Raw genomic sequence first — 26,832 nt, forward strand, 5'->3', positions numbered from 1 at the left:
GCAGCCGCACTGAGAGGCAGCGGCAAAAATATAAGTACGCCCTCGCTTTAAAGGTTGGCAGCCCCATCGCCGACACCAATCAAACGAATTAAGTGTGGATACCGTCTTATGGAGCAAAACCCGCAGTCACAGCTGAAACTTCTTGTCCAACGCGGTAAGGAGCAAGGCTATCTGACCTATGCCGAGGTCAATGACCATCTGCCGGAAGATATCGTCGATTCAGATCAGATCGAAGACATCATCCAAATGATCAATGACATGGGCATTCAGGTGATGGAAGAAGCACCGGATGCCGATGATCTGTTGCTGGCTGAAACCTCCAACAATACCGACGAAGATGCGGAAGAAGCTGCCGCACAGGTACTGTCCAGCGTTGAATCTGAAATCGGGCGTACCACTGACCCGGTCCGCATGTACATGCGTGAAATGGGTACCGTTGAACTGTTGACCCGCGAAGGCGAAATTGACATCGCAAAACGCATCGAAGACGGGATCAACCAGGTTCAGTGTTCTGTTGCCGAATACCCTGAAGCGATCACCTATCTGCTGGAGCAGTACGATCGCGTTGAAGCGGAAGAAGCGCGCCTGTCTGACCTGATCACCGGGTTTGTTGACCCGAACGCGGAAGAAGATCTGGCGCCTACCGCGACTCACGTTGGTTCCGAACTGTCTCAGGAAGAGATGGATGACGACGAAGACGAAGATGAGGAAGAAGACGACGACAGCGCGGACGATGACAACAGCATCGACCCGGAACTGGCGCGTGAGAAGTTTGCCGAGCTGCGTACCCAGTACGAAGTCACGCGTGACACCATCAAAGCGAAAGGCCGCAGCCATGCCGCCGCGCAGGAAGAGATCCTGAAACTGTCTGAAGTATTCAAACAGTTCCGCCTGGTGCCAAAACAGTTCGACTACCTGGTAAACAGCATGCGCGTGATGATGGATCGCGTACGCACCCAGGAACGCATCATCATGAAGCTGTGCGTTGAGCAGTGCAAAATGCCGAAGAAGAACTTCATCACCCTCTTCACCGGCAACGAAACCAGCGAAACCTGGTTCAACGCCGCTATCGCGATGAACAAGCCATGGTCTGAAAAACTGCACGACGTGAAGGACGATGTCTATCGTGGTCTGCAGAAGCTGCATCAGATTGAAGAAGAGACCGGCCTGACCATCGAGCAGGTCAAGGACATCAACCGTCGTATGTCTATCGGTGAAGCGAAAGCCCGCCGTGCGAAGAAAGAGATGGTTGAGGCGAACTTGCGTCTGGTTATCTCTATCGCCAAGAAATACACCAACCGTGGCCTGCAGTTCCTGGATCTGATCCAGGAAGGCAACATCGGTCTGATGAAAGCGGTAGATAAGTTCGAATACCGTCGTGGTTACAAGTTCTCCACCTACGCTACCTGGTGGATCCGTCAGGCTATCACCCGCTCTATCGCGGATCAGGCGCGCACCATCCGTATTCCGGTGCATATGATTGAGACCATCAACAAGCTCAACCGTATCTCCCGCCAGATGCTGCAGGAGATGGGCCGCGAGCCAACGCCGGAAGAGCTGGCTGAGCGCATGCTGATGCCGGAAGACAAGATCCGTAAAGTGCTGAAGATCGCCAAAGAGCCAATCTCCATGGAAACACCAATTGGTGATGATGAAGATTCGCATCTGGGTGATTTCATCGAGGACACCACCCTCGAGCTGCCGCTGGACTCTGCCACCACCGAGAGCCTGCGCGCTGCGACGCACGACGTTCTGGCCGGCCTGACCGCCCGTGAAGCAAAAGTGCTGCGTATGCGTTTCGGTATCGACATGAACACCGACCACACGCTGGAAGAAGTGGGTAAACAGTTCGACGTGACCCGCGAACGTATCCGTCAGATCGAAGCGAAGGCGCTGCGTAAGCTGCGTCATCCAAGCCGCTCTGAAGTGCTGCGCAGCTTCCTGGACGACTAACCTGTCCTGACTGTGAAAAAGCTCCCTTCGGGGAGCTTTTTTTTGTTTATTCCCTCTCCCTGTGGGAGAGGGTCAGGGTGAGGGCATCAGGCCGCAGAGGATTACAGCCCCCGCACCATCAGCGCCTCATCCAGCTCCCGATACGCCTCTACCAGCTTATCCAGCGTTGCCCTGTTAAGCCCGCTTGGATTCGGCAGCACCCACACCTGCGTCACGCCGATGGTAATGCTCTGCTTACCCCATTTAGCGCCGCGCTGGCTGAACGCCTGCTCGTAGGCCTGCTTGCCGAGGATCGCCAGCGCTGCGGGCTGATAGTCCTCTATCTTTTTGACCAACTCCCGTCCGCCGCTGCGGAGCTCATGCAGATTGACCTCGCTCGCCTGCACCGTCGGGCGCTCGACAAGCATAGTAATGCCGCAGCGCGTATCCAGCAGGTGCTGTTCCTCTTCGGGCCTGAGTAATCTGTCGGTAAACCCGGCCTGGTGGATCACTTTCCAGAAGCGATTGCCCGGATGGGCGAAGTGAAAGCCGGTGTGCGCCGAGGACTTACCCGGGTTGATTCCGCAGAACACCACCCGCAGGCCAGGGGCCAGAATATCGTTGATCATTTTTACTCCCGATCAATCCATCGTAAGGTAAGTATAAAGGATTGATTATGCATTGTTTATAAAAACAGCAGGCAGGTGTGAATGGCTGGATTGCTGTAGAGAGTTACTTTATAATTCACCGCCACGGCCCCTTAGCTCAGTGGTTAGAGCAGGCGACTCATAATCGCTTGGTCGCTGGTTCAAGTCCAGCAGGGGCCACCAAATATATCAAGGACTTAGATGAGAAATTATCTAAGTCCTTTTTCTTTGCGTCAAATTTGGGTCAGGTAATGGGTCAGGTAACGTTTTGGCTTCGAACCTGAAATGCCAACTTCCAGACTAAAGGTTTACATGAACACTTTTGCTTCGGACATCCATGCTCTGCTGCAACGCCTCGTCAGCGAAGAAACCCCAAACCTGAGTAAGTACGATAAGGATTTGCTATCACACCTTGAGGTGGCGCTATATAACTTACTGGTGGCTGAAAATGGATTGGAGTCAGTTTACAAGGTTCGTTTCGAGGATAGCGGCCATCTGTTAAAGCAACAAATTGCAGGTATGGGTCCGGGCTCAGTTACTGATTTAAAGGCCGATTTTCAGGTACTGGCTCCCAGATTTATTTTAAACCATTTGAACATCTTACGACTCGATAATGTAAAACGTTACCTTTCTGACCGATTTAACAAAATCACGCTTGTAGAGTCAGGCCATGTTGTAACCAGCATGAGAAAAGATGAAAACCAGCGAGAAACTAAAAAACGGAAAAATGGTGGTCAGAAGAGCCATGAACGCATGAAGACAGTCAAGAATCATATTCATAATCTTGCAATGGCCTTTTTGGAAGTTCACTCTCCCAGACCTTCAGATGCTTCATTTACGTTGAAAGAAGTAAATGCTGCCATACATGAAGATGTCATCAATTTCTTCAAAGAAAATCCTGAGCTACCCCAGAGCAAAAAAATCCTCTTAAATCCCGATAACTCGCCTAAGGATGGACCTGACGCCACGCGTGCTATCGAAGACAAACTACGTTTGCTCAGAAAAGAAGGTCGGCTTAGACCATTTTTTGAGCCATCAACACCGAACCAGTAAGTGGTTCGGTATACGTCCCCAGTCGTACGAACCAGAATGCCTCCTACCCATTAAAACCAAAGAGGCATTATCAATGTTTGAAGTTTCACCAGAACAACGACTTAGCATTCTAAAAACCTATGGACTGACTGTCGACAGATTGGTACGTGAAGATGAGCGCAAATCGATTACCAGCATCTCTCGTTCTCGTGCATGGGAGCTAGAAAATCAGGGCAAATTTCCCCCGCGCAAAAAACTGGGTTCTCACAGTTGCGCATGGCTGCTTTCTGATTTGTTAGTCTGGAGTCATCAGCGTTAGGGAGTCCGATATGGATATTTTCTCTCACAATAATATGGCACCGGTTTCTTTCCGCCGTTACCTCAACAAAGTTGAAGTGTGCCTTTTTCTTCGCATCAGCTTACCGACGCTTAACCGCTGGATACGTAATGGCGATTTCCCCCCACCCCATAAATTTGGTCAGTGCATTGTGGGCTGGCCGCCAGAAATAGTTAAACGCTAAAGGATATAACGAAAATCAGCAGGCTCCCGGAGCCTGCGGGTTTTATTTATCACAAGCATGAACCTGAATGGCGTAATTTTTACAGACAATAAACCATCAGAGCTACAGGCCTCATGGCCATATTGCCAAAACTAACTCAGGATTATTTATAATATATGTCCACCAGCACACCCATGAATCCGTTTCAGATATCAAGAAAAAAGCTTGGTGTCTTTATCTATCAAGGTTATGCCTTACCCGTGTATGAATGGTCTCAGCGTGCGGTATATCCTGAACCTAAAATCATGCGTGCGATGATGAACTGTCTTACTGAGATATTCAGCCAATCGACTAAAGTGCTGGTGCTACGTTTCGACTTGCATGTCAAAGAACACAGCGAGTCTAATCAGGTCATCAGCCAGTTCAGTCAGACACTGGCAAGCACACTGAAGAAACAATATCCTGGTACCTGGTTTCATCTGATGTGGGTTCGTGAGCATGGTCGCAGCCCGAAACAGCATTATCACTGTGTGTTAATGGCTAACGGTCAAAAGATACAGCATCCGGCGAAACTCATCCCAATGATAGAGGAGCGCTGGCAGACCTCTTCCGGGGGCACTTTCAGCCTGCCATCTAACAGTTATTATTTCTGGAAACGTGGCGATAGCCATTTACTCGGCCTGATTATTTATCGGCTCAGTTATTTGGCGAAAAACATCACTAAAAAACGTTTCAATACCTAAACCAGACGTTACGGCAATCGTTGTCTCTCTGCCAGCAGCCAACTGCCCACGCAAACTTTGAATGTGCTGTTAGGCCGGTAAGATTAACGTTAAGGCACTTAAGAACTGTAATAACATGGTGCTCAGTGAATCGCTCTTAACATACGACTATCTCCTCAAAGGACATAATCAGAGTGAGGATAATCACTGAACCCTTGCCTGTTTTAGTTAACTGGTGCACATCAAGGTCTTGCAGCTAGCAATTATTTACTGGCTGCAGAACCCTTGAATAATCACAACGATAAAAGGCCATAGGTAGGCGAATCAGCTTTCTCAGCTATTCGAGCAACAATTTTTACCCCACCTGGCCCCACAATTGCTGCATGGCTGATAACGAACAAATTCGGTTCTTTGTTGTTCTGTAAGAGTCTTCCTCAGAAACGGATGTTCGTCATTGTAAGCTTTCAAAAGTTCTCCTGGGACAAGCTCCCAGTCTTCTTTATCAGGCGTCACATTTGCTCTGATCATCAAGCCATAAGGAAGCTTTTTCTCGCCTTTTAACTTAAGCCGTTTTTTTTTTGATTCCGGCTGAACCGTCATCGTTGCAAGACCGAATTCAAGATCATAAAACTCTGTCGAGCGCGGGATCTGCATATCCCCGCCAACACCAGAAACATGAACAATCAGATTTTCATCGATGCTAATTTCCAGCTCAATTCTCTCTTCCAGAGGGGGAAAATCCGGGTTAATCGGGATAACCAATTCACCATAGTTGGTGCGCGGATCTGCGGCAGCAGTTTTACCTACCATTTGTGGTCGTTTAAACGACGCAAGTGCATTCCCATCTCGAGGGTCTGTGCAATACATGGATTGTGGATAGCTGATCGAATTTCCACGGGTCGGTAGCAATGTCCCCTCAGGGATGATAGTCAGAATCGAATTGCGTGCTTCGAGTAGTTCAAAAGGCTTTGATAATGTCAGCTTCAACTCATCCGACGCGATCCAGGCTGCGCCCTCAGAAATAATACGGTCTCCCTTTTTTGAAATCTCAAGCGAAGCAATACCAAACAACTCACTCAACTGCCGTTTGATAAGGGGCATGTTAACCATCCCACCAGTAGCCAGACACAAAGCGATCGTCTGCCTATCAATATCGGCCTGATTATCAGCTAACAACGCATCGATTTCATTAATCCCTTGGCTAATTAATCGTTTAGAAATAGCCTCAAGCTCTTCTCGAGTTAACCAGTAATCGATTTCCGACTCTTCCCCTTCACCAAGGTAGTAGTCAGGCACAAAGATAGAAGTCTTGTCGTGGGTTGAAAGCGTGATTTTTGCACGCTCACAGGCCGCCTGTAATTTGGCTAGCATCCCAGGACTACGCTCTAGCTGGCTCTCATCGTCCCAGTTGTGCTGCTCTGCGTGCTTTTGCTCAACATACTTCTGAATAGCATCATCAAGATAGTCTCCTCCCACGGAGTTATTACCGCGGTTCAGGATTTGCAGGATATTGCCATTAACCACCTTGCATAACGTTAGATCAAGGGTACCGCCCCCCCAGTCAAACACCAGTAACATCTTGCCTTCGAATCGTCTTAGTGCCCCTTTAGGGTCTTCCTGATCACGAAAATAGCCATAGAGGGCTGCAAGAGGCTCATGTACAAAGCTCTCAACATAGACACCAGCGTTTAGCAATGCCTCACGAAGTACCTGCCGCTCGCGGCCTCCCATCGCAACAGGAATAGTCACCACTGCATTCTTCAAATCGGCACTTTCTTCGTCATCTTCATCTCGGGCGTGTTCAATAAGATATCGAATATACTCAGTCACCACTTCGCCAGGACTGAGTAAACGCCCATCAACATTGATATCAGAACAACCCAACAGCTTTTTAGGGCCACGAACGGTATTTCCTAAAACACCGATTCCATGCTGATCGAGCTTATCTTTTGCTTTTTTACCACAGATGGTTTTATCGCTCTCATAGCGAACAACTGAAGGGTGAGGTCGTCCTAAGTCATCGAATGATTTAATTTTCCCAGCACGCGTCACCACTGAAATCAGACTGTTTGTGGTGCCAAAATCGATACCTATTTTCTGAACCATGACAATTCTCTCTCAATGCTTTCAAGGACCAGCTCGACATAATGTGTCGCAATTTCCACCTTCGGCTTTTCTCTCTGCAATGCATTAAGAGATAATTTAAGTGGCTCCATAACATCTTCATTTAACAGATTGAAAGCGCGTGATTTTGCCTTACTGACGTCATCTTTCAGGTGTACACGCTGAGCTTTATCATCAAGCACTTGCTCTTCAGACTGGGTTTTAACCTGACTTAGGCTAACTTTTAGCAGCTCAATTTCCTGCTGCAGTGCAGAAACCCGTTGCGTCAGTTGAGCCTTTTCCGCTTCAATTTTATTCAGATTTTTTCTGAGCTGTTCATTTCTAGTCTCAGTGCCTCGCTGCCCTTCACGAGCGCGGCTCAATAATTCTTCGTAATATCTAATCGTGTCTGCGATACCGCCTCGCGGCTCGCTGAGTTGAGAAGCGAGAAAGCCACAAATTTTCTTCTCATTGATTAAGCCATCACCGCGCTCTAAGATGCGATTTTCGAATGCCTGAATGCCTATTTTTACATCACATTTGCCTGTTTCTACTGCCCACAAATAACAGATAGTCAGCAAATTTTCGCATTGCTGGCGAAGATGCTCCGGAGTTAGTGAGCGAAGCGAAGAAGATGATTTATCTGAGCCCTCTTTCTGCTTAAGCTGCTCCTTAATCGACGTAATTCTTGCTTCATAGCGTTCGCTAAAGCTACGGGTTAAGTGCGCCAGAATCCCCGGATTACTCAAACTCAGAGGTTCAGCCTCCGACAGAAAGAGATTTGAGTACCCCAGGTGTTTGCCCACCCAATGCTCACTTAATGCCTTTACGGCAAAATCGAGGACTACCTTGCTAACCTCATGATTCGATTGAGTGAGAATTACTACTTGCGACAGTTTGTTGAACTCAGGATCTGACATCCCGACAGATGCAATCAGCTTCTCAAGTACCTCGTTAGGTATTCTTCCAGGCTGCTGTATGCGCTTTAAATCAGTCTGCAATGCCTGAGTTAGCGCACTTGCACGCACCTTGCCATCCTTATTCGTCACAGGAATAAACAGCTGGTTTAAAATACTCTCTAGTGTTTTTATTTTTTCAGCATCATTCGCTTTGCTACTGCTCGCAGCTACTTCTGACGACGCTTTGTCTGAAAAACGTTCTGCCTTGTCGAACTCGGCCTGGGTTTCGGCAATCACTGATTCAGTTTCAGTGGCTGCTGCATTAACTTGGGGTTCCGCATGATCCTTGTTTCGTTTCAAGGATAAGGTCCCTGTCTTTTTTTCTTTATTTTCAGACATCTAAAGCCTCTGATTCTGGAACTGTAACGTTAAAAACTTCACTATATTTTAATTTTGTACCGTAGTTACGCTGAGCTTTAAGATTACCTTCCTCTGTCGCCTTGAGATAACGAAGGTAATTCAGTTTTTGGCGATCCTGATTAACCAGTTTCGAGATGTTAATCTGGTCAATAGCTAGCTCGAGGCTTTCCAGTGTATAGCGTGAAAAATGGGCGACATAATCATTCAGAATACGGCTGGTAATATGGTCTGTCGGTAATTTTAAAATGACATTCTGGTCGCCAGCATTGGTCAAAATAGTATCCCCACGGAAGAGCATCAACGCGTCATCCAGACGAGAAATAGACGATCGCCCATGGAAATCTGAGAAATCATTAAATGAGAATTTAATGAGTTGAGACAGTGAATACGATAACGCCGTGGGATACTGCACAAGTAACTGATGTGAACGATTAAAACACTTTGCAAAGTCTTCAGTGGTTAATCGTTCAGCGCGCTGATCCTTCGCCATCACGCCATGTAAATAACGAATAAGCCCATCTCTGTACCAGATAACTTCATCGCAGCCCTCCGTTTCACTTATGAAATGAGATATCGTATCGCCATCGAAATCATCCCGGCCAAACAAGCGCAAGAAACTCTGATCGACCTGTTCAAGCTGAGTCAGAGAGGCCACCAGCAAATCAATCTTAATGCGCTTAGGGCGGATCCCCCGGCGCGATAGCTTAATATCAAAAAAGCCTTTCTTCGCTGAACAGAGTTGTTTCAATAACTCGTCCGGGTTTCCGAGAACATCACCGTTCAGTTCAATTTCATCAACACAACTTAATACAATGTCTTCCGGACCTACCGCTCGAGTAAGTTTGAAGTTATCTCCCATGACCTCTCGTCCATCGATGGTAAGCATAGGATTCGCAACAGGATGAAGGCGTTCATGTTGGCTACGCTCTGCTATAGAAGAAAATTCCATCGAGCATTCACGACATTTAAATTTGGTCGCAGACCCTTTTTCATGCGCTGAAAAACCTCGTTCAAGAAAGAGGTCAATGGCCGTCTCCTGAATCCAACCTACGGTAGGCATAGCTTGCTCCTGTAAATGAACGCAACTAACTCAAGAAGTCAGAGGGAACAAAGCAGGCGCATCATCTGTTCTCGGTGATGTCCTGCCCTATTGCTCCCAATCAGTGCAACAATTAAGCCCCTTTCAACATATCAAACACCACGCGTGCAAAGCCCTTCGCCAGTTCAGGGTTAGAGAGGTATTGCACCATCATCTCCTGCTGGGCGTCGTTACTGTCCATCACGGCATCATCAATGGCTTTCGGGAAATCGCCCAGCATCGCCTGCTCACGCGTATTGTTGGCGATCTGAGTCATCACCGCCTGGTTTTCTGACAGTTTGTCGCGCACCGCAAAAGCATAATTGATCATGTCTTTATCGGTCAGATTATCGGTGACAAAAAGCTCATTCAGACGAGCCAGAATATTTGAAAGAAACTCCTCTTTCTTGTCCTTAGGCTTCGCCGTACCGACATCATTACCCGGCTTGATTTTGTATTCTTCAGCATCCTCTTGCAGCTTAAGATGCTGTTCGTGGAGCTTCGACAGGCGGTAATGGCTCATTTCCACATTGCTAAGGTCAATCTCGTCCTCTTCGATGCGCTGTTCATGCAGCAACGGGCGCAGGTGACGGGCAAAGAGGCTCAGCTTTTCCAGGTTCTTGTCGTCGTAATCGACGATTTGCGACATAAACTCGTAAAAGCGGACAAAGCTGCCGAGATCTTTCTTGAAGATATCGAGCTTACTTTTTTCTTTCTCGCAGTCCTTAAAGGTGTTTTCCGCATTGGTGATCAGCACAACATCACCGGTCTTTTTGGTGCGCTCAAACATCTCTTTCGCCAGCACATAAGCATCAATCGCCGAGGTGTAGCGATGCTTCCAGCGTTCCATTGCTGGTTTGCAGATATTACTAATGGCCGCGTTGGATTTGTTTTTGCTGAAGAACGCCTCGCAGAACTGCTCAACTTCGTTCCACAAGAAAATACCGCTGGCCCGCAGCTTTTCATAAAGCTCAAAGACCAACTGTGGATCGCTGACATCCGTCAGTTCCGCTGTCTGGTAGTACGGCTGGAAAGCGCCCAAAATCTCGTCGGGTTCGTTGTAAAAATCGAGCACAAAGGTACCGGACTGCGCCTTTCCAGGATAGGTACGGTTCAGGCGCGACAGCGTCTGTACGCACTCCACGCCGCCCAGCTTTTTATCCACATACATGGCGCATAGCTTGGGCTGGTCAAAACCGGTCTGGAATTTGTTGGCCACCAGCATCACCTGGTAGTCGTCGGTATCAAACGCTTTACGCATATCCCGGCCTTTCAGACCAGGGTTCATATTAATTTCGGTAAACTTCTGATTAAGCAGCGCAAGGCTGTTATGGTCCTCTTCGTGGAATTCCACTTCCCCGGAGAACGCTACCATTGCGCTGATCTTGTCGTACTTTTGCTCGGCGATGTATTTATCGAACGCCAGCTTATAGCGCACCGCCGCCTTACGCGAACTGGTTACCACCATCGCTTTCGCCTGGCCGGCCAGCAAGTGCATCACATGCTTGCGGAAGTGCTCAACAATCACCTTCACTTTCTGCGACACGTTATGATCGTGCAGCGAGACCCACTGGTTCAGCTTGATCTTCGCTTTTTTGCTGTCCACTTCCCTGTCAGGATCGTCCAGCTTTTGCAGCAGCTTGTACGCCACCTTGTAGTTGGTGTAGTTCTTCAATACATCAAGAATAAAGCCTTCTTCGATGGCCTGACGCATGGAGTAAACATGGAACGCTTCTGGCTTATTAGTTTTTGAAGCTGGTTCCAGTGGATTAGGACGACGGCCAAACAGCTCCAGCGTTTTGGCTTTCGGTGTGGCGGTAAAGGCGTAATAGTTGAGGTTGTTGCTGCCTTTACGCGCGGCGACGGTGGCGTCCAGAATATCTTCTGAAGACATCTCTACGTCGTCATCCGTTTCTTCGGTCATCAGCACTTCTTTCAGCTGACGCGCCGTAGAGCCGCTCTGCGAGGAGTGCGCTTCATCGGCAATCACCGCGTATTTTCGCTGCTTGAGGCTGACATTGCTCTCTATCGTCTTTAGAACAAATGGGAACGTTTGAATGGTGACGATGATAATCGGCTGCGCGTTTAAAAGCGCATTACCCAGCTTCTCCGATTTAGAACCATCACCCTCTTTATTATTGATACGCCCGACCACACCATCCTGATGTTCAAACTGATAGATGGTGTCCTGCAGCTGATCGTCCAGCACGGTGCGGTCCGTCACCACAATCACCGAGTGGAACTGCTTCTCGCCATTTTCATCATACAGCCGGGAAAGCTGGTGGGCCGTCCAGGCGATAGAGTTCGATTTGCCCGACCCCGCACTGTGCTGAATCAGGTATTTATTGCCGGTGCCTTCTGCTGTTGCGGCGGTGATCAGTTTGTTCACCACGTCCCACTGGTGATAGCGCGGAAAAATCAGGCTCTCGCTTTTGTACTTCAGGCCAATGGCATCTTCTTTTTCGACGATTTGCAGATGCACGAAGCTCGCGAGAATTTTCAGCAGATTGTCCGGCAACAGCACCTCATTCCACAGGTAGCTAGTGGCGTAGTCGTTGGCATCTTCCGGGATGTCGTTTCCCGCACCGCCGTCATGAGTCCCTTTGTTAAACGGCAGGAAGAAGGTTTTATCGCCATCAAGTTTGGTCGCCATAAACACTTCGTACTGGCTGACGGCAAAGTGCACCAGCGCACCGCGTTTGAAGGTCAGCAGCGGCTCAGGTTTGTTGGTGCCAGGATCCTTCGGCAAACGCGTTTTCTTATATTGCGTAATGGCGTTTTGCACCGCCTGCTTAAATTCAGACTTCAGTTCGAGGGTCGCTATCGGCAGGCCATTGACGAACAGTACCAGGTCGATACGCCATTTCTTTGCCTTGCTACCCGTTTCTTCAAATGCAGCGTTCGACGCATGCGGGCTGTAAACCAGCTCCGGCACAATGCGGCAGATATTCTGTTTGTAGCGGGTCAGGGTTTCCGGATTAAGGTTATGTTCCGGCTTAAACTGACACAGCGAAAAACGCGCATTATGGCTTTTGATACCGTGACGCAGCACGCCGAGCGTGCCGTAAGTGCGTGAAAGCATATCGGTAGCATTGATATCCGCTTTTTTCAGCTGCGCCACCAGCGCATCGAGGAAATGACGCTCGGTATCGGTAGGATAAATTTTAGCAAACTTCTCCCACTCCTGCGGCTGTGTGGTCTGCACAAAGATCAGCGCATCCTGTGAGTACAGTGCGCGTTCGCGATCGTAGCCGTTATTTGTGCCACGAATCCAGCCTTTTGCCTCCATTTGAGCAATCATCTCATTTTGGAAGATCAGCTCCTTGGTACTGTCCATGCTCATGCGGTGGCCTCCTGAATTGCCTCAACATCCTGCGCGTCAGGGGCAACCCAATCGCGGACGTCGATTTTTCCTGTGACGGTGGCGGAGATCAGGGCGGTGCGGCGTTCCTGGAGAAGTTTTATAGAGTTATTAAGTTTTGTTTCGAGCAGATCAAAGATCTTATTTTTTCCAGTTATAAAACTAGCAATTTCGATTTGTTCGCTAAAGCTGGGTGCAACCATATAAAATGACTTTATTGATTCTTTCGTTATATTATTTGCTAACCCCTCAGCGCCATTTATAGCCAATTTAATCTGGTTTCGCATTGGCAGGGAGCCCATTAAATGAGATAAAAATTCAGAGGCAATTTTTTTTGTCGGTATAACTCTAAATGTTTTATCTGAAAGCAACAATTTCGTTCGACAATTATAGACAAAAGCCATTGAACCGATTAAATCGACCGAACCGCTTGCTCGAGACATAATGAGATCACCGGGATGAACCTCATACTCAATATTTGGAATTATTGAGGGTGGTAGCGCTTTGTGCTCTTTTTCATTAAAAAGACCACTATTCACGCACCCAGACTTCAAAACACCCCATTCATTTTCTTCAGCATTACGTGCCTCGCACTCAGGGCTTTTTCCCTGTTCAATCCGAACAATTGCATGACGCATATGCATCACAACCCAATGCGCCGGTACTTCCCCGAACCATTCAACACCAGAATCTTTCATTGGCACATCAGGGTTTAGCCCTTTGGTGACGGCATGGCTAATAACTGCCTGACGTTTTTCTTTCAGCAGTTTAATCAGTTGCTGTTGCTTCTCAATCAGGTTATCGATTTTTGCGGTTTCGTGATCGAGAAAACATGCAATTGCATTACTCTCATCATCTGCCAATTCAGGGATAAGGATATTCTTCATTTCAGAAGAGTTTGTACTCCAAAGGTCTGCAACAATGCCTTTACCATAGCGGTAAAACTCTTCCTGGAACGGATAACTTCGGAGTAAATGGTGAGCAAATTTAGGGTTTATTCTTTTAGGCTCCATTACTATGCTAATTAATGAAACAGACCCATCAAGTTGGGACACGCCCGAAGAGCCCTTCCTATCTGAACGGCTATTAATAACAAAATCATTTTTCAAAACCAGCTTACGATTATCGCCTGCATCTGTTTTAGCTGCAGTATCAATCTGGGGGACAATACCCTGCATAGTTACAGATAAAGGAGGATAGTCTTTATCACTAACTTTATCTCTTCTTTCCTCAAAAAATTGACCAAGCCGTTTAATATTCCAGTGAGAGGGTACCATCCCCAGCCACTCTACCCTAGAATCCTTATACTCCGGATACGCCTTATACTTAGCCATCAGGAATGTACCTCCTGCAGCAGCTTCATAATCTCGGCACTGACCGCATCCAGATCGGCATCAATCTCCTCCAGCGGGCGCGGCGGCTGGTAGACGTAGAAATGGCGGTTAAACGGAATCTCGTAACCGACAATCCCCACCTCATTATCTTTCGCGTCGCGCTTATCGGCGTTGATCCACGCGTCATTCACATGCGGCAGCACTTCAGACTCGAAATAGTTTTCAATCAGGTCGCTGGTGGATACTGCCGGATTCAGCGGCACGTTCTCGTTATCACGCAGCTCGCCGTCCTGCTCAAACTCAACAACCTTGCCTTTGTACTCAAACGCGCCGTACAGCGGCTGAGCAGCTTCTTTCAGCACTTTCTTCACCACCGGCTCGGCTTCCGGGTTTTTGGTGGTGATGGCCTCGATAAACTGCTTGTTCTCTTTTGCATCCAGCTTCACGCCAGCCGTTTTGATGGCCCCTTTCAGGGTCAGTTGGAACTGATTGAAGTCATTGCTTACCAGCGTTTTGCCACCCGCCTGCGCCCCCAGAGCTGCCTGAATCTGCTGCGCTTTTTCCATAAAGGCGCTCTGCGCCAGCCACAGTTTGCTGTCGAACAGGTCTTTAATCTGCTTCTCTTTCAGCTCGGCAAATTCGGCTTTGATGATGGCGCGCGCTTCTGCCTCCAGTTCTGAGAAATCACCGTAGGTGTCCTTCTGCCATTGGGATGCGAACTCTTCATAAAGACGTTCCATCGGCGCGTTAAAGGGCTTCGGCGCAAAGCGCAGAGTCGCAATCGCTTCATCTGTCACCTGAGCAGATAACCGCAGCGGACGCTCAATGGTCAGGCGGCGATAGCCAAAGTCGGTGCTGTTAAAGATTTTACTGGCGAAGGTTTTCGGCGCTTCGGTTTTAGCTGTGGCAGGCTGGCGACCACGGCTGGATTTTTGCTCAGCGGCTTTTTCCAGACCCAGTTCTTCCAGAGTGGTGGCATCCACGACCTCAAAATCACCGAAGGTCTGGGTGATCAGCTTGATATCGTCTTCGCCCATCAGGTTGCGCTTGGAACCCAGCGATTTACGCATTTTGCCGCACAGGTTGGTGCCATCAATCAGCTGTACTTTGCCTTTACGCTCAGGCGCTTTCTTGTTGGAGAGGATCCAGACGTAGGTAGCAATGCCGGTGTTGTAGAACATGTCCGTTGGCAGCGCGACGATACCTTCCAGCAAATCGGCTTCCAGAATGTAGCGACGGATTTCGCTCTCACCGCTGCCCGCCCCGCCGGTAAACAGTGGCGAACCATTAAGGATAATCCCAATACGTCCACCGTTGCTCACGGTGCCATCCACATTGTGGTTGTCGCGCATTTTGCTGATCAGGTGCATCAGGAACAGCAGCGAGCCGTCGGATACACGCGGCAGACCCGGGCCAAATCGACCGTTAAAGCCTTTCTGCGTATGTTCGTCGTTAATCTCGCCCTCAATCTTCTTCCAGTCGACACCAAACGGCGGGTTAGAGAGCATGTAGTCGAACTGGTCCTGCGGTAGCTGGTCGTTAGAGAGGGTGTTGCCCAGCTTAATACGGCTGACGTCCTGACCTTTGATCAGCATGTCGGCTTTACAGATAGCGTAGGATTCCGGGTTAAGCTCCTGACCAAAGGCACGCATCACCGCGTTAGGGTTCAGCTCATGCACATATTCCATGCCTGAAGAGAGGAAGCCGCCGGTCCCGGCCGTCGGGTCATAAATGGTGCGGATGATACCGTCCTGCGTCAGCGCTTCATCATCTTCCATAAACACCAGCGAGGTGGTCAGACGCACGATATCGCGTGGGGTGAAGTGCTCACCAGCGGTCTCGTTGGAGCTTTCCGCGAAACGACGGATAAGCTCTTCAAACACCAGGCCCATCTCATAGTTAGAAATTGCTTTCGGGCTGAGATCGGTGGTGGCGAATTTCTTCACTACTTTAAACAGCAGGTTGGCATCTTCGAGCAGGCCGACAAACTCACTGAATTTGAAGTGTTCAAAGATCTCACGCGCAGCCGGGGAGAACGCCTGTACGTAGCTTTCCAGGTTGGCTTTGATGTCATTCTGGCCCATCTTGCCTAAGTCCATCTTCGAGGTGTTGAAGAAGGAAAACGTGCTGGCGCGCAGCAGAAACTTCTCTTTGGCATCTTCCGGCAATGAGCTGGTTTTTAATTCATCATATTTCGCCACCACCGCATCTTTGGTCTCCGCCAACACACACTCAAGACGACGCAGCAGCGTAAAAGGCAGGATCACGCGCCCATACTGAGACTGTTTGAAATCACCGCGCAGCAAATCAGCGACGGACCAGATAAACGCAGCCGTTTGAGAGAAGTTTGTGTTAGTCATGAAGCCCTCGGAAGAGATTGCAGCCATCGAGCAAAATGCTCAGGCAAAATTCAATTTTGGAATGCAGTGCGCAAAATAATACCCGCTACGAAGACTATCGCAAACGATACAGGACAAAGAAATGAACGGTGGCCAGAATGAGCGTATTACCCACGGCCTATACTCCTCGATTACAGGTTAGAATGGCGCAAAACCTCATTTCTGATGACCAGGCTGGGCACCAGAACACGCTTGTAAATGGAGCCATCGTCATGCCAACTGATTATGCCTACGAACGGGCCCGCCAGGCTAAGCGCAGAGCACTACGCTCCTGCTCTCGATGGATGCAAGGCTGCGAAAATTTGCAAAGCCCTGTCCCTGCAGAAAGAATCAGAGGGATTCTTGCCCTGAATGAAATAACGATGACCACTTTCGCCAGAGCGATGAACATGAGTCTTTCGGCCTGCCATTATCTGGTGTACGGCAGCTCGCGGATCACGCCAGAAACCACCGTTCGGCTCAGCTATGTATTAGGCGGAACGCCCGAGCACTGGTTGAAAATGCAAAATGATTACGAATTACTGCAGATCAAAGTGGATAAACGCTCACTGTCACGCCTGGTCGTAACGATGTTTAATTCCAATAAATCATATAGTTGAAAGTAAATTACTGAGCGAGAACAAGCGGATCATTTTCCAAAATGATCATCAAAACCCACTGAAAAAACCAATACAAAAAATGATCCCCACCTGCCAGCCCTTGCTGTGACTGGCTTTAACTGTAGTGATCACGTTTCACCGGATGTGAAAAACGCGACCGGATACGTTTTTTTACGAATGATCTGGGCGATTGTATTAGTCAGCACCCTAACTACTGTAATTCGCTATATCGCCAGCGATAACCGGCATTGGTTTCCCGTTTACCTTTGCAGACAAGGCAAATTTTAGAAGCAGATGCGCCTGGTGTTGCCGCTGCCGCAATTGGTACGGTATCAAACAGGATTTCCGTACCATCAGGATCTATCCGGATCACCGGTCTACTCTTTGTTTTTACTTTTCGAACTTCGACGACCACCAGCGTTTTCCCTGCAGCAATTTCTTCTGGCGTGGCATAACGTGCACCATACCCACCAGCAGAGCGCCTTTTACCATTGGCCACCATTGAGAACTTGCCATTTGATACGCCTAAAGCGCGGTTAGCATCAGCCACTAAAGGCCAGTATTGTTGATACCCGTCACTGAGCCGGATAGTGATTAGCGGCCTGCCCCAGGCCTCATTCACTTTCGCCATACGACTCGCCGCCCATTCCGGATCAGAATGATATTTATCACGCATCGTAGCTTCGCGCCGGGCTAATACTGCGGCAGTCATTGAAGACTGTAGTGTTTCACCCATGCGCTCGCGTTCACCTTCACGCTGCCAGCGGAGTGCTTGAGCTGCCGTCAGCTTATCTGCATGGCCATTAGCCTGCCGCTTCACCAAACCAGCCTGATTACGCTCTATCCATGTGGGATCAATACTTCGCAGCATCATGGCTTGCTCTTTGGCATGGTTATACATTTCTGATGTTACGCCATCAGTTATATCCTGCCGACCACTCCCCTTTTTACCGCGTTTATCCAACATCATGGCATAGACAGCCTGCCAGGCGGGTGCTGTCTCTTTCCAGCGAGCATAGAGACGATGAGCGGTATAATGGTGCCAGGCAGTCAGGCGAACAGTTAAAGCCTCCAGATAAAGCCGGTTATGATGGCGGAAAATAGCTCGCTGGATTATGTGATGGTCTTCGCCGTAGCAATTTGATGCAACAGGATGAACTTGTGCCCACCAGATAAGTTGTTTGTAGAGCTGACGCGGGTTCATCGCATCAGTTTGAGGGTTATAACTCATTTTGTGCTCAACGCTGTTCTCCGATCGCATAGCCCTGCTGATATGCGTCCAGATATGCCCCGCCGTTATACTGAATCCAGTCTGGTGCGGCCTTTTTACGCTGGTGACCATCATTACCGCCGATAGCACAGGTCATATAGAGCTCGCCTGCTGTTTTGTTGAATTCCTGGAGGGTGACGGTTACGCCACGGGGGATCGCGTTCTCAGTCAGCGTGCGGGCAATGCCTTCGCATTCCGGCATCGATATTGCCGGTGTGGTGTTTGTTGGCTTAGGCTTCGGTGTGGGCTTTGGCTCATCCATGCCGGTGTAGCCGTTCATTACCGCCCAGTACAGGCTATAACTCATCATTCCCGCGAATCGGGAGCCGCGAGAATCGCCTTTGAAATGGCTGTCAGACCAGCCTTGAGAGAGCGTATTCGCCTTGTCCTGGAGCGCGGCGTAACCCAGCGTGTCAAATGTCTTACTCTGCTCGCAAAATGCCACCAGCGCGGCGCTGTACGTTTTCGGGTCGGCCTTGTATTCCGGGTATTGCGCCAGCTCAGTGAGCGCCTGCGCGTTGATTGGCTTAGAACAGTCTTTGTGTTCGCCCAAGGTGGCCGCGTGCGCTGCCGGGGTGAGAACGGCCACCAGCACGGTGGCAATGAGTAAACGTTTCATCGAGGTTCCTCAGCGCGGCGCGTAGCCAACATCAGCCAGGGCTTTACGCAGCAGCTCCAGCGCATCCATCATCAAATAACATTCACGATCATCGACTGCGCTATTACGCACATCTGAGAAGGGGATCCGCTTAACGAGCTGCGCCAGCGCCATCATGTGTTCTTTCGGTAATACCAGCTCAACGGTCGGGAAATCGCGGGCTTGCTTCTCTGCCCGGTAGGTATCGCGCTGATCGCACGCAAACGCGTACATTTCTGCGATGCCGGAGCCAGAGTACAGCGAGCTTTCCCGTGTGCCGTCCTGGGTATGCAGGCGCAACAGCACATTGGTAGCAGATTGCGCGATAGAGAAATCATGCCCAGCGTCAACGTGGTGTTTGATGCTGGCACGGATCAAATCTAAATGCTCCTGGTTCTGTTTCATTGCTGCTATCTCCATTTCGATATCCCTTTTATTTCCCAAACATGCGCCGCTGCAGGCGTTTGAAGATACTTTCTTTGCTGTATTCTTCCTGGAGAGCTTTAAACCCTTCCTCGTCGTGCTCAGCGATGATTCTGGCGGCTTTTTCATCCAGTTCTGCGCTGATAGCCTGACTCTCTTTTAGCATGCCGGACGTCGTATTGTTGAAACTGCTTGTGGCCTTTTCCATAGCCTGATCAGCTCGTTCGCGCTGTTCTTCTTTCGTCGGAGCGCTTCGGATCCATTCGTTCTCTTTTTCAATCCGGGCAAAGATGGCTAATTGCTCTGCGTCCACTAAACGGTATCCCTTAAACCCAGGTTCCCAGTGGCAAGCAAGCGGGTAATCATTGATAAACATGACAGGCTTTCCGCCCATACGGCGTAAACTTTCACGGCGCATTTCCAGCTTTTCAGACGACGGACTGAATTGTAGGCGAGGGAATACAGGTGAGATACCAGCATCAGCGGCAAGGCTTGCGGCAACCTTCTTTTTGTTCTGATAAAGCTCATCAATAACGACAATCACCGGTTCGTTACTGCTTCTGAGTGTCTCCACGAGCTCGCTATACATCAGATCTTTCATATTTCACTGCCTCTCAGAGATTCGTCCAGGACTTGCCACGTTTTTTTAGCGCCAGGTGAGCCGTATAAATCAGCGTTAAAACAATGCCTACGACTACTGCTACTTGTAGCAACAAAAGATAGTTCGCATCTGTAATGCGCTGCGCATAGTCCATATCACGCGGCATTTGATTCGTGATATACGCCACCTTATCTGCATCACCAGGGGCAGTACTATCGCCCAGGCTCCAGATAATCAATTTATCGACATAAACGAGGCTGAACGGTGCAACAAGCATGCACGGCCATAGAATGACGGTATTGATGCAGGTTTTAGTAATGAATCCCAATCCTTTGGCACGAGCCCACGGAAGTACTTTCCAGAGGATCAGGATTGATGGAATGATGAAGAAGAAAATGACGCGCCAGGGTATCAGGTGCATGATTATCACTCGCTATATGTGCATTGAACGCCACAAACTTTTTCCACGAACCGGCAGAGTTCAGAAGCGCCTTCTTCAACCGAATCGAACGGATCCGAAAGATAGGCCGACTCCCCTTTCTCCCCGAATAAATGCCGAAAGTCGGGCTTAACATCAACAGAGGTGAAGCGTTTTAATGTCGCACGGTTACAGCGGAAACGGTAAAACCTGCCGCTGCGCTGGAGCATATGGATGCCGGTAGAAGTCCGGCCTGCATTTTTACGCAGATTTTTCATTTTTGGGTTCCCCAAAGATTTCGATAAATTCTTGCCAGCGCACCGCCAGACGTTCTTTGTCCAGCTCCCACACCTGCGGCGCGATCACCTTCCCTTCATATTCCTCCCACTCAATGCCGGGCGCAAAGTGCACGCCGAGGCTTTCCGGATTGATGGCCATCAGCCCACGGTCAAACAATTTGTGGAACGTCGGAGCCATCAAGATGCCGTTGCTGGGGTTGTTCCGGATGCCGTGTTGAATGTGAGCCGCTTCCAGCACGCCGCCCAGCTTCTTGCCGGAGATCGCGCAGCGGTCGCCAAAGTTCTCAAAGCAGTATTCTCGGAAAGTTTTCTGCTTCGCCGCGTCGCGCTGTTTAACGGTGCGCTCCTGCACGCTGCCCACCAGCTCAATATCCGCCATTTTGAGGCGTTTTTCGGATTCCGGCTGCTCGTCGGTCGGCTTATCGTCTTCCGGCGCTGCTGGTGGAGTTTCCAGTGCGGGAATGACGTCATAAAGCTCTGTCAGCGCCCCTTCCCTCACCCAGTCGGCGTTATCCTGCACCCAAGCATAAAAACCATTAACCACGGAATCGACAGACATAAAATCGCGGGTGCTCAATGACGCGACAATGAAGGCGTTTAAATACTTCATATGGTGCTCAGGCACGCGGGCTACTACCTGCGAGTTTTTGCAGAGAATGGCGGCGCGGTGCTCGCGTTCTTCTTCTGCGGCCTTTTCGGCGCGAGTCATATCTTTCTGGCGCTGTTCTTTGTGATATTCGTACATCGCAGCTAGGAACGTTTTCTTTTGCTGCGAAACAGCTTCATTCCGGGCTTTTTTCTGGCGTTCTCTTTCTGCCTGGGCGGCGAGCTCATCCAGGTGTTTTTGCGCGGCGATGGCTTGTGTGCTGTAGGTTTCATTCGGAAAATATTCCTGAATGATGTGCGCAGGTACCAGATTCGCCATGCCATCGCGAGTGCGGTAGTTCATCAGGTCGGAAATAATCCGGGTGCGCATCCAGCTTTTTGACGGCTTAAGGGCGTCCTGCCACATACGATGTTTCATCGCGGGAGTGAACGGCTTGCCGTCGTCAGCAGTAGCATCGTTAAATTTCACGTAAGCCAAATACAGCGGATGGATCTGCACCAGAAAACGCATCTGCCATACGTCGTTTAAAAAGGCGAACTTCGCCACCAGCACAACCATATCGCGGTAACGTTCGGTACCGCGTGTGATGTTCAGATAGTCCAGCACCTGCTGAATTTCGGGGGTAATCATTGCCTGGCTCATGCTCGCAGCTCTCAGACTGACAGATCGTTAAAACTGATTAAGGGTTTACATCCACTGAAATGATTCGGAAGGTGCTGTACTGCGCGTCATTTTCAAAAACTGGGAATTGCGCGATGGATAACGATCCGATCGCCGCTTCACACAAATCCTTTTCACCGGATTCAACCATGCAGAGTGGTGTAATGGTTGACTAAATTTGGGAACTCTCACCGCTATCAGTTGCAGTAAGTCTGGTTACCGTACACCTGGCAGGTGCTGGTGTTGCCGTGACCGTCGTTGATATACGTTGTATTACCGTATGTTTGCGCTGTGGTGCCGTTGCTGCCATAAGTGGTGTTGCCGTATGTTTGGTAAGTAGTGCTCTGGTTACCCTGGTTCACGTAGGTTGTGTTGCCATAGGTTTGAGCAGTCGCACCGTTGCTACCATAGGTGGTATTGCCATACGTCTGCATGGTGGTACCGTTACTGCCGTAAGTCGTATTTCCATAGGTGCTGTAGGTGGTATTTGCGAAAGCAGATAAGGATGCAGCAAAGGTGACAGCAACAATGGCTGCTTTAATAAGTTTCATGGTATTTCCTGTAATAATAGAAGCAAGCAACTACCGATAAGATTAACCCTTTATTTGGCTTAATCTATTTCGGATTGAATTTCTGTTATTGCGAATGCATCAATTAAAAGGCCCACGCAAGAACGTGGCTAACAATCAAATTAGTCAGGATACTAATTTTAGTAACAGGTTCCGCCTGCATGATGACTGCCAGTACCGCCGTGTGGATGGGTCCCAGCAGGGCAGGCATTAGCCGAACCAGTGAATGCTGCTACCGCCAGAACGGCAATCAGGATAATTTTTTTCATTTTTCGCTATCTCATTTTTTAGGAGATTCTCCGGCACTGCGGAGAATGATATTTATCTGCCTTGCATAGTAGTTTCGTACAACAAAGCTGCGCAAATTTACGGCTGCTTTTTCCCAGCAGCAACTGAAAAAAGATACTCATTGAGAAAAAAGCACGGAACCCTGAGAAAGCAAAGCTCTTTAGCTATTCGTGCTTTGAAAAGTTGTTTCAAAATCGACACAGCGTTAACAAACGTAGGCGGAAATGCCCCAACGTCCGTAAACAAATCTGCTCGTTGCTAATCGATTGCCAACTAGTCGCGCTCGCCACGCACCTACTATGCATAAATGGCACAATCTCGAGCCCCTCTTGTGAGCAGTATCAGGGCGAACTAGAATGTAGGCATCAACTATGAGGCTCTACCCATGACAAAGAAAACAGCGCATCCTTTGGTCACTAAAACGCAGCTTTTCCGCACCGTTGCCAGCTCTACTGCAATTGAAACCGGCGTTTCTGTGGAGAAAATCGAGAAGCAGCTCAAGCGCTTTCAGGCACAGGCTAAAGCGGTTGGTTTGGCTCGTTAATCAGGCAGAATATCGCTAACCAACCGGATCATGGGGGCAAAGTTACCTGACACACCAGCCTGAATCGCCTTGAAGTAAAATGCTTTATGCTCATCCCATAAGCTGTAATCCAGCACCCCAACACCCGCCTGAACCGCCAGTACATCAAAAAGTAAGCGCGACAAACGCCCGTTACCTTCCCGAAAGGGATGGATCAAAATAAATTCCACATGGCATTCAGCCAAAAAACCAGCCAGCTCGGCGCGAGACAGTGTGTTCAATTCCGTGAAGCGGGAAAGGTATTGTTTTTCAAAGCCTGCGATCAGCAATGGGATCCTGTCCGCAGCAGCAAACTGAAACCCATCTTTTGCAAGGTTCGCGTGACGGAGCTTTCCAGCCCAGTCGTAGACATTACCTAGCCATTTGCGGTGCCACTCGCGAATATGCTCAAAACTCAAGGTTGCTGGTGGTTGCTGGCTAATAAATAGCTGCTCATACAACATGAGCAGCAGCCCAGATTCCAATGCATCCATTTCAGCCACGTCGAGAATGTCCAGCTTGTTCGCTAAAACTAAATCACCAGAGCCCGGCTGATACCGCTCTTCTGCTGAATTAAGCTCATATTTTGACAAGCATTACCTCCGTCCGAACAAGTTCACGACATTGTGTTCCTGCTGTCGTTGATAGGAATTGACCCTGTCTTCCCAAACCTCAAGCGCCCTGAGTTTCTCTGACAGATAATCATAACGATCATAGTGTTTCGAGCTGACATCATTCAAAGCATGATTCTGGATACGGTCACGGATCTCTTTGCTAATCCCCGCCTCTCCCATCAGCGTTTTACAGGTCCGGCGTAAATCTCGCGCCGTGAAAACTTTAAACTCAGGATTAAAAGCCCGAAAATACATAATGGAACGCGCCAAACTGTCGGTGCGCACCGGTCGCTCGCCGTTGGTTGATAGCGGGAAAATATAGGGACTGTTGCTTTCTTTAGTCAGCTCTTTCACCGAAGCTAATTCCTGTAGTGCCGATTCAGTCAACGGGATCAGGTGCTCACGCTTGTTTTTCGATACATCAGCTATGACCAGTAGCGTCTTTTGCTGCCAGTCAATCGCGCTCCACTGGCTGGCAATCATTTCAAACGGGCGCTGCCCGCCAGCATAAACACAGAAGCGGATTAGGTGCTGCATCAGCGGCCCAACGTTAGTTGCCTGAGCGAACTGTTCCATGACAAAACGTAGCTCTTCTAGCGTTAACCATGTATCACCCACTTTCTCCGCCGAGGACTGCTTCGGTATAGCCGATACCGGATTAACTTCAAGACCGAACGTAATACCCACGCTAGTATTCATCGGATCGTTATCGGCTTTTAAACCGTAGTTAAATGCTGCCATCAGATACGAACGGATACGGTTCGAGTGGACAACTGCATCGCGTTGAATGATGCCAGCCAGAATTTCTTTAACCTGTGAGGACGTGACATCCTTTGCCTTCATTTCGCGAGGAATAATTGAGTAGCACTCTTTCTCCAGCCGTTTCAACACATCTGCCCAGGTACGCTTGTTGTCCTGTTTCATTTTGTTAACGTAGCCCTGCACCAGTTCTTCAAACGACCCCTGAGAACGGTGAAGTTGCATGATGTGCTGCTCGGCCAGACGTTGTTGCTCAAGCTCTTGTTGCGGCTCTTTGCCCTCAATAAGCCAAGCACCATACTTTTTCGCCAGCTCATTGGCCGTCACCAGTTTCATCTCAGGCCAGATACCCAACTGGATAAACTTCTCTTTCTTGCCTTTATCAACGTAATAGCGAAAGTAAAAAATCTTACTGCCTGAAGGTTGCACTTTTACGCCAAGCCGCCCTGCGCCGCGTTGGCCGCTATTACTCCACTCATAGTAGGACGTGCTTTTAGGCTTGAGCCCGCGTATTGCCGTATCCGTTAAATGCGTTGCCACGTCATCACCTGTTCATTTTCGCTTACCTGACCCAATCAAAGTTTGGGTCAGGTAATGGGTCAGGTAACGATATTACTGCCGTGAACATCTAGGAACAAATCAAAACGATGACAAAGCCACAACCCCATGATTTAAAGCAATTTAAAATACAAACCAGAACAAATAAGAAAGTTTGAGAAAACAGGTATTCTATGACTCATAATCGCTTGGTCGCTGGTTCAAGTCCAGCAGGGGCCACCAAATTTTAGCTTTAGAATCATATAATTAAGCCACTCTCGCGAGTGGCTTTTTTGTTTATAAGTGTTTGAGTGTCGCAAAAGTGTCGCAGTAGTTGCTACTAGAAACTCATTTATCAGCGCCTCTATCACCATTCCTCTGCTTTTCCTACTGAAGCTTTTTAATCATCGGAATGAGCTTTTTCGCCTTTTCTTTTACATAGTCGTCAAGATGAAGTTGCAAGCGCTCGTCAAATGATGTTTCTGACCGCTTTAGGAGTGTAGTTTCTGGGGGCACAAATTTACTCTTTCCGGGACTTTGATCAGTCATCAAAAGCCGCCCATCTTCCAGGGTAAAACTTAATTCCGCAAAAATATATTTGTGGCCGCCAATGTATTCAAAGGCTCTTGCTTCAGACGAGTGGCTGAACATTGTTCGATGGCCTTCAAGCATAAAATAATCTACCATTTGAGGGGTATTATCGATGAACTCTCTAATCTGAGGCGTTGATATGATTCCGGAAACATCACGTCCGTTTATAGAAACTTCAACAACTGTTTGCTCTGGCGATTCAATCCACTTATTTTCAGACAAGCCTTCAAAATCTTCTCCTGGATAAGAGGAGGACCATGAGCCTTCAAGTGTCGGACTAGACATAACCCATTTTTCAGCAAGATGGTAATTATCAATGAGTTGTTTGGAGTCCATAGTTGCCACCATGAACAAAGAAGATCCCACTACAGCAAGTACTGCCCACCATTTTTTAATAATTTGCATTTACCGTAACCCAAATCCCCAAAGATTGTATTAATTTACAACGCGAAGGCACTAATTAGAAATAGTATATTCTCAATCTGGTTGTAATCTAGATACGATTTCATAAAGATGTGGCTTACTATCGTGTAATGAAAATTAGCATTGAATCTTGATTACCATCGGGCATTGCTCAATGAATTACACACAATTTGGTTCAAACAATACTAAAAATTTTTTCAGCCTTTTTAAAATGCTGATCTCGATTCAAACCCGCACCAGCCACGGCTTTGCTGGTTTTTCTTTGTCTGCCGCCTATCGCGCCACTTGATCTTTCCGCCTCACACAAAATAAAAAATTTCCTTACTTATCTGTTGGTTACGATTTTCGTTAGATCCTACGCAGATCCCTAAAACTGAAAAACACTGAAATTCTTTTCAATCTTTTCAGTTCCGGTATTCCTTAAAGCCGCCAGCACTGGCGCGGCCTGTCGGTCTGGTTTGTAGAAAAATAAAACTGAAAAATTTTTATGATCCAAAAACCACAGGCGGGTGCGGTGTAGTGCGATTTTGGTCTGCGAAAGATTTTTT

General features: G+C 48.6%; 26 protein-coding genes and 1 tRNA gene. 9 read left to right on the forward strand and 18 right to left on the reverse strand.

The window, feature by feature from the left end:
* Positions 1-108 precede the first annotated feature (108 nt).
* A complete protein-coding gene (gene rpoD / locus ACMGGM_RS10060; protein WP_014885285.1) occupies positions 109-1,953 on the forward strand; it encodes an RNA polymerase sigma factor RpoD in 1,845 nt (614 codons plus the stop codon).
* A gap of 101 nt (positions 1,954-2,054) precedes the next feature.
* Here the strand turns inward: rpoD and mug are convergent, their stop codons facing one another.
* On the reverse strand, positions 2,055-2,561 hold the full coding sequence (gene mug / locus ACMGGM_RS10065; protein WP_014885286.1) for a G/U mismatch-specific DNA glycosylase: 507 nt from the start codon (positions 2,559-2,561) through the stop codon (positions 2,055-2,057).
* Positions 2,562-2,686: 125 nt separating this feature from the next.
* Between mug and ACMGGM_RS10070 the strand changes: the two genes are divergently transcribed.
* From ACMGGM_RS10070 to ACMGGM_RS10090, 5 genes are all read left to right on the forward strand, one after another.
* Positions 2,687-2,762, forward strand: a tRNA-Ile gene (locus ACMGGM_RS10070).
* Positions 2,763-2,891: 129 nt separating this feature from the next.
* Complete coding sequence (locus ACMGGM_RS10075; RefSeq protein ID WP_154816828.1) at positions 2,892-3,632, forward strand: hypothetical protein; 741 nt, start codon at positions 2,892-2,894, stop codon at positions 3,630-3,632.
* Positions 3,633-3,705: 73 nt separating this feature from the next.
* Positions 3,706-3,930 (forward strand): helix-turn-helix transcriptional regulator, encoded by a 225-nt coding sequence (locus ACMGGM_RS10080; protein WP_023331331.1) that lies wholly within the window; start codon positions 3,706-3,708, stop codon positions 3,928-3,930.
* Positions 3,931-3,940: 10 nt separating this feature from the next.
* Positions 3,941-4,132, forward strand: coding sequence for a helix-turn-helix transcriptional regulator (locus tag ACMGGM_RS10085; protein ID WP_023331332.1), 192 nt, complete (start codon positions 3,941-3,943; stop codon positions 4,130-4,132).
* 155 nt (positions 4,133-4,287) lie between these two features.
* The gene (locus ACMGGM_RS10090) at positions 4,288-4,854 is read left to right on the forward strand and encodes an inovirus-type Gp2 protein (protein ID WP_080470447.1); all 567 of its coding nucleotides are present in this window, start codon (positions 4,288-4,290) and stop codon (positions 4,852-4,854) included.
* Positions 4,855-5,166: 312 nt separating this feature from the next.
* Here the strand turns inward: ACMGGM_RS10090 and ACMGGM_RS10095 are convergent, their stop codons facing one another.
* The 6 genes from ACMGGM_RS10095 to ACMGGM_RS10120 all read right to left on the reverse strand — a co-directional run bounded on the left by ACMGGM_RS10095 (position 5,167) and on the right by ACMGGM_RS10120 (position 16,388).
* Positions 5,167-6,939 carry an Hsp70 family protein gene (locus tag ACMGGM_RS10095; protein ID WP_063943558.1) on the reverse strand — a complete coding sequence of 591 codons (1,773 nt, stop codon included), beginning with the start codon at positions 6,937-6,939 and terminating at the stop codon, positions 5,167-5,169.
* On the reverse strand, positions 6,924-8,234 hold the full coding sequence (locus ACMGGM_RS10100) for a hypothetical protein (protein ID WP_063943556.1): 1,311 nt from the start codon (positions 8,232-8,234) through the stop codon (positions 6,924-6,926). Before ACMGGM_RS10100 ends, ACMGGM_RS10095 begins: the two co-directional genes overlap by 16 nt.
* Entirely contained in the window at positions 8,227-9,315 is a 1,089-nt protein-coding gene (locus ACMGGM_RS10105) for a hypothetical protein (protein WP_063943554.1), read from the reverse strand. The genes ACMGGM_RS10100 and ACMGGM_RS10105 overlap by 8 nt, the downstream gene beginning before the upstream one ends.
* Before the next feature lie 112 nt (positions 9,316-9,427).
* The gene (locus ACMGGM_RS10110; RefSeq protein ID WP_063943552.1) at positions 9,428-12,676 is read right to left on the reverse strand and encodes a type I restriction endonuclease subunit R; all 3,249 of its coding nucleotides are present in this window, start codon (positions 12,674-12,676) and stop codon (positions 9,428-9,430) included.
* On the reverse strand, positions 12,673-14,028 hold the full coding sequence (locus ACMGGM_RS10115) for a restriction endonuclease subunit S (protein ID WP_063943550.1): 1,356 nt from the start codon (positions 14,026-14,028) through the stop codon (positions 12,673-12,675). The genes ACMGGM_RS10110 and ACMGGM_RS10115 overlap by 4 nt, the downstream gene beginning before the upstream one ends.
* Positions 14,028-16,388: a type I restriction-modification system subunit M gene (locus ACMGGM_RS10120; protein ID WP_063943548.1), complete on the reverse strand. Its 2,361-nt coding sequence runs from the start codon at positions 16,386-16,388 to the stop codon at positions 14,028-14,030. The genes ACMGGM_RS10115 and ACMGGM_RS10120 overlap by 1 nt, the downstream gene beginning before the upstream one ends.
* Before the next feature lie 137 nt (positions 16,389-16,525).
* Between ACMGGM_RS10120 and ACMGGM_RS10125 the strand changes: the two genes are divergently transcribed.
* The gene (locus ACMGGM_RS10125) at positions 16,526-17,026 is read left to right on the forward strand and encodes a HigA family addiction module antitoxin (RefSeq protein ID WP_080470446.1); all 501 of its coding nucleotides are present in this window, start codon (positions 16,526-16,528) and stop codon (positions 17,024-17,026) included.
* 211 nt (positions 17,027-17,237) lie between these two features.
* Here ACMGGM_RS10125 and ACMGGM_RS10130 read toward each other — a convergent pair whose 3' ends face one another.
* The 8 genes from ACMGGM_RS10130 to ACMGGM_RS10165 all read right to left on the reverse strand — a co-directional run bounded on the left by ACMGGM_RS10130 (position 17,238) and on the right by ACMGGM_RS10165 (position 22,492).
* On the reverse strand, positions 17,238-18,257 hold the full coding sequence (locus tag ACMGGM_RS10130; protein WP_154816826.1) for a hypothetical protein: 1,020 nt from the start codon (positions 18,255-18,257) through the stop codon (positions 17,238-17,240).
* Between the two features lie 7 nt (positions 18,258-18,264).
* Positions 18,265-18,915, reverse strand: a complete 651-nt coding sequence (locus ACMGGM_RS10135; protein ID WP_063943542.1) for a hypothetical protein — start codon at positions 18,913-18,915, stop codon at positions 18,265-18,267.
* Positions 18,916-18,924: 9 nt separating this feature from the next.
* On the reverse strand, positions 18,925-19,338 hold the full coding sequence (locus ACMGGM_RS10140; RefSeq protein ID WP_063943540.1) for a hypothetical protein: 414 nt from the start codon (positions 19,336-19,338) through the stop codon (positions 18,925-18,927).
* A 28-nt stretch (positions 19,339-19,366) separates the two neighbouring features.
* On the reverse strand, positions 19,367-19,957 hold the full coding sequence (locus ACMGGM_RS10145; RefSeq protein ID WP_063943538.1) for a hypothetical protein: 591 nt from the start codon (positions 19,955-19,957) through the stop codon (positions 19,367-19,369).
* A 13-nt stretch (positions 19,958-19,970) separates the two neighbouring features.
* Entirely contained in the window at positions 19,971-20,378 is a 408-nt protein-coding gene (locus ACMGGM_RS10150) for a hypothetical protein (protein WP_154816825.1), read from the reverse strand.
* Between the two features lie 5 nt (positions 20,379-20,383).
* The gene (locus ACMGGM_RS10155; RefSeq protein ID WP_074171549.1) at positions 20,384-20,653 is read right to left on the reverse strand and encodes a hypothetical protein; all 270 of its coding nucleotides are present in this window, start codon (positions 20,651-20,653) and stop codon (positions 20,384-20,386) included.
* Positions 20,637-21,887 (reverse strand): HNH endonuclease, encoded by a 1,251-nt coding sequence (locus ACMGGM_RS10160; protein ID WP_414149171.1) that lies wholly within the window; start codon positions 21,885-21,887, stop codon positions 20,637-20,639. Before ACMGGM_RS10160 ends, ACMGGM_RS10155 begins: the two co-directional genes overlap by 17 nt.
* 251 nt (positions 21,888-22,138) lie before the next feature.
* Positions 22,139-22,492 (reverse strand): hypothetical protein, encoded by a 354-nt coding sequence (locus ACMGGM_RS10165; RefSeq protein ID WP_080470444.1) that lies wholly within the window; start codon positions 22,490-22,492, stop codon positions 22,139-22,141.
* A gap of 691 nt (positions 22,493-23,183) precedes the next feature.
* Between ACMGGM_RS10165 and ACMGGM_RS10170 the strand changes: the two genes are divergently transcribed.
* Positions 23,184-23,342: a hypothetical protein gene (locus tag ACMGGM_RS10170; protein ID WP_152594380.1), complete on the forward strand. Its 159-nt coding sequence runs from the start codon at positions 23,184-23,186 to the stop codon at positions 23,340-23,342.
* Here ACMGGM_RS10170 and ACMGGM_RS10175 read toward each other — a convergent pair.
* The 3 genes from ACMGGM_RS10175 to ACMGGM_RS10185 all read right to left on the reverse strand — a co-directional run bounded on the left by ACMGGM_RS10175 (position 23,339) and on the right by ACMGGM_RS10185 (position 26,266).
* Positions 23,339-23,953 carry a Fic/DOC family protein gene (locus ACMGGM_RS10175; RefSeq protein WP_063943530.1) on the reverse strand — a complete coding sequence of 205 codons (615 nt, stop codon included), beginning with the start codon at positions 23,951-23,953 and terminating at the stop codon, positions 23,339-23,341. The genes ACMGGM_RS10170 and ACMGGM_RS10175 overlap by 4 nt on opposite strands.
* Positions 23,954-23,956: 3 nt before the next feature.
* Positions 23,957-25,273, reverse strand: coding sequence for a tyrosine-type recombinase/integrase (locus ACMGGM_RS10180; protein ID WP_063943529.1), 1,317 nt, complete (start codon positions 25,271-25,273; stop codon positions 23,957-23,959).
* A gap of 384 nt (positions 25,274-25,657) precedes the next feature.
* The gene (locus ACMGGM_RS10185; RefSeq protein WP_045134845.1) at positions 25,658-26,266 is read right to left on the reverse strand and encodes a hypothetical protein; all 609 of its coding nucleotides are present in this window, start codon (positions 26,264-26,266) and stop codon (positions 25,658-25,660) included.
* Between the two features lie 172 nt (positions 26,267-26,438).
* Between ACMGGM_RS10185 and ACMGGM_RS10190 the strand changes: the two genes are divergently transcribed.
* Entirely contained in the window at positions 26,439-26,573 is a 135-nt protein-coding gene (locus ACMGGM_RS10190) for a hypothetical protein (protein ID WP_256046264.1), read from the forward strand.
* Positions 26,574-26,832 lie beyond the last annotated feature (259 nt).

Origin of the sequence: Enterobacter sp. BNK-14 (genome assembly GCF_047456095.1) — a bacterium.
In the GTDB taxonomy this organism is placed as follows: Bacteria; Pseudomonadota; Gammaproteobacteria; order Enterobacterales; family Enterobacteriaceae; genus Enterobacter; species Enterobacter kobei.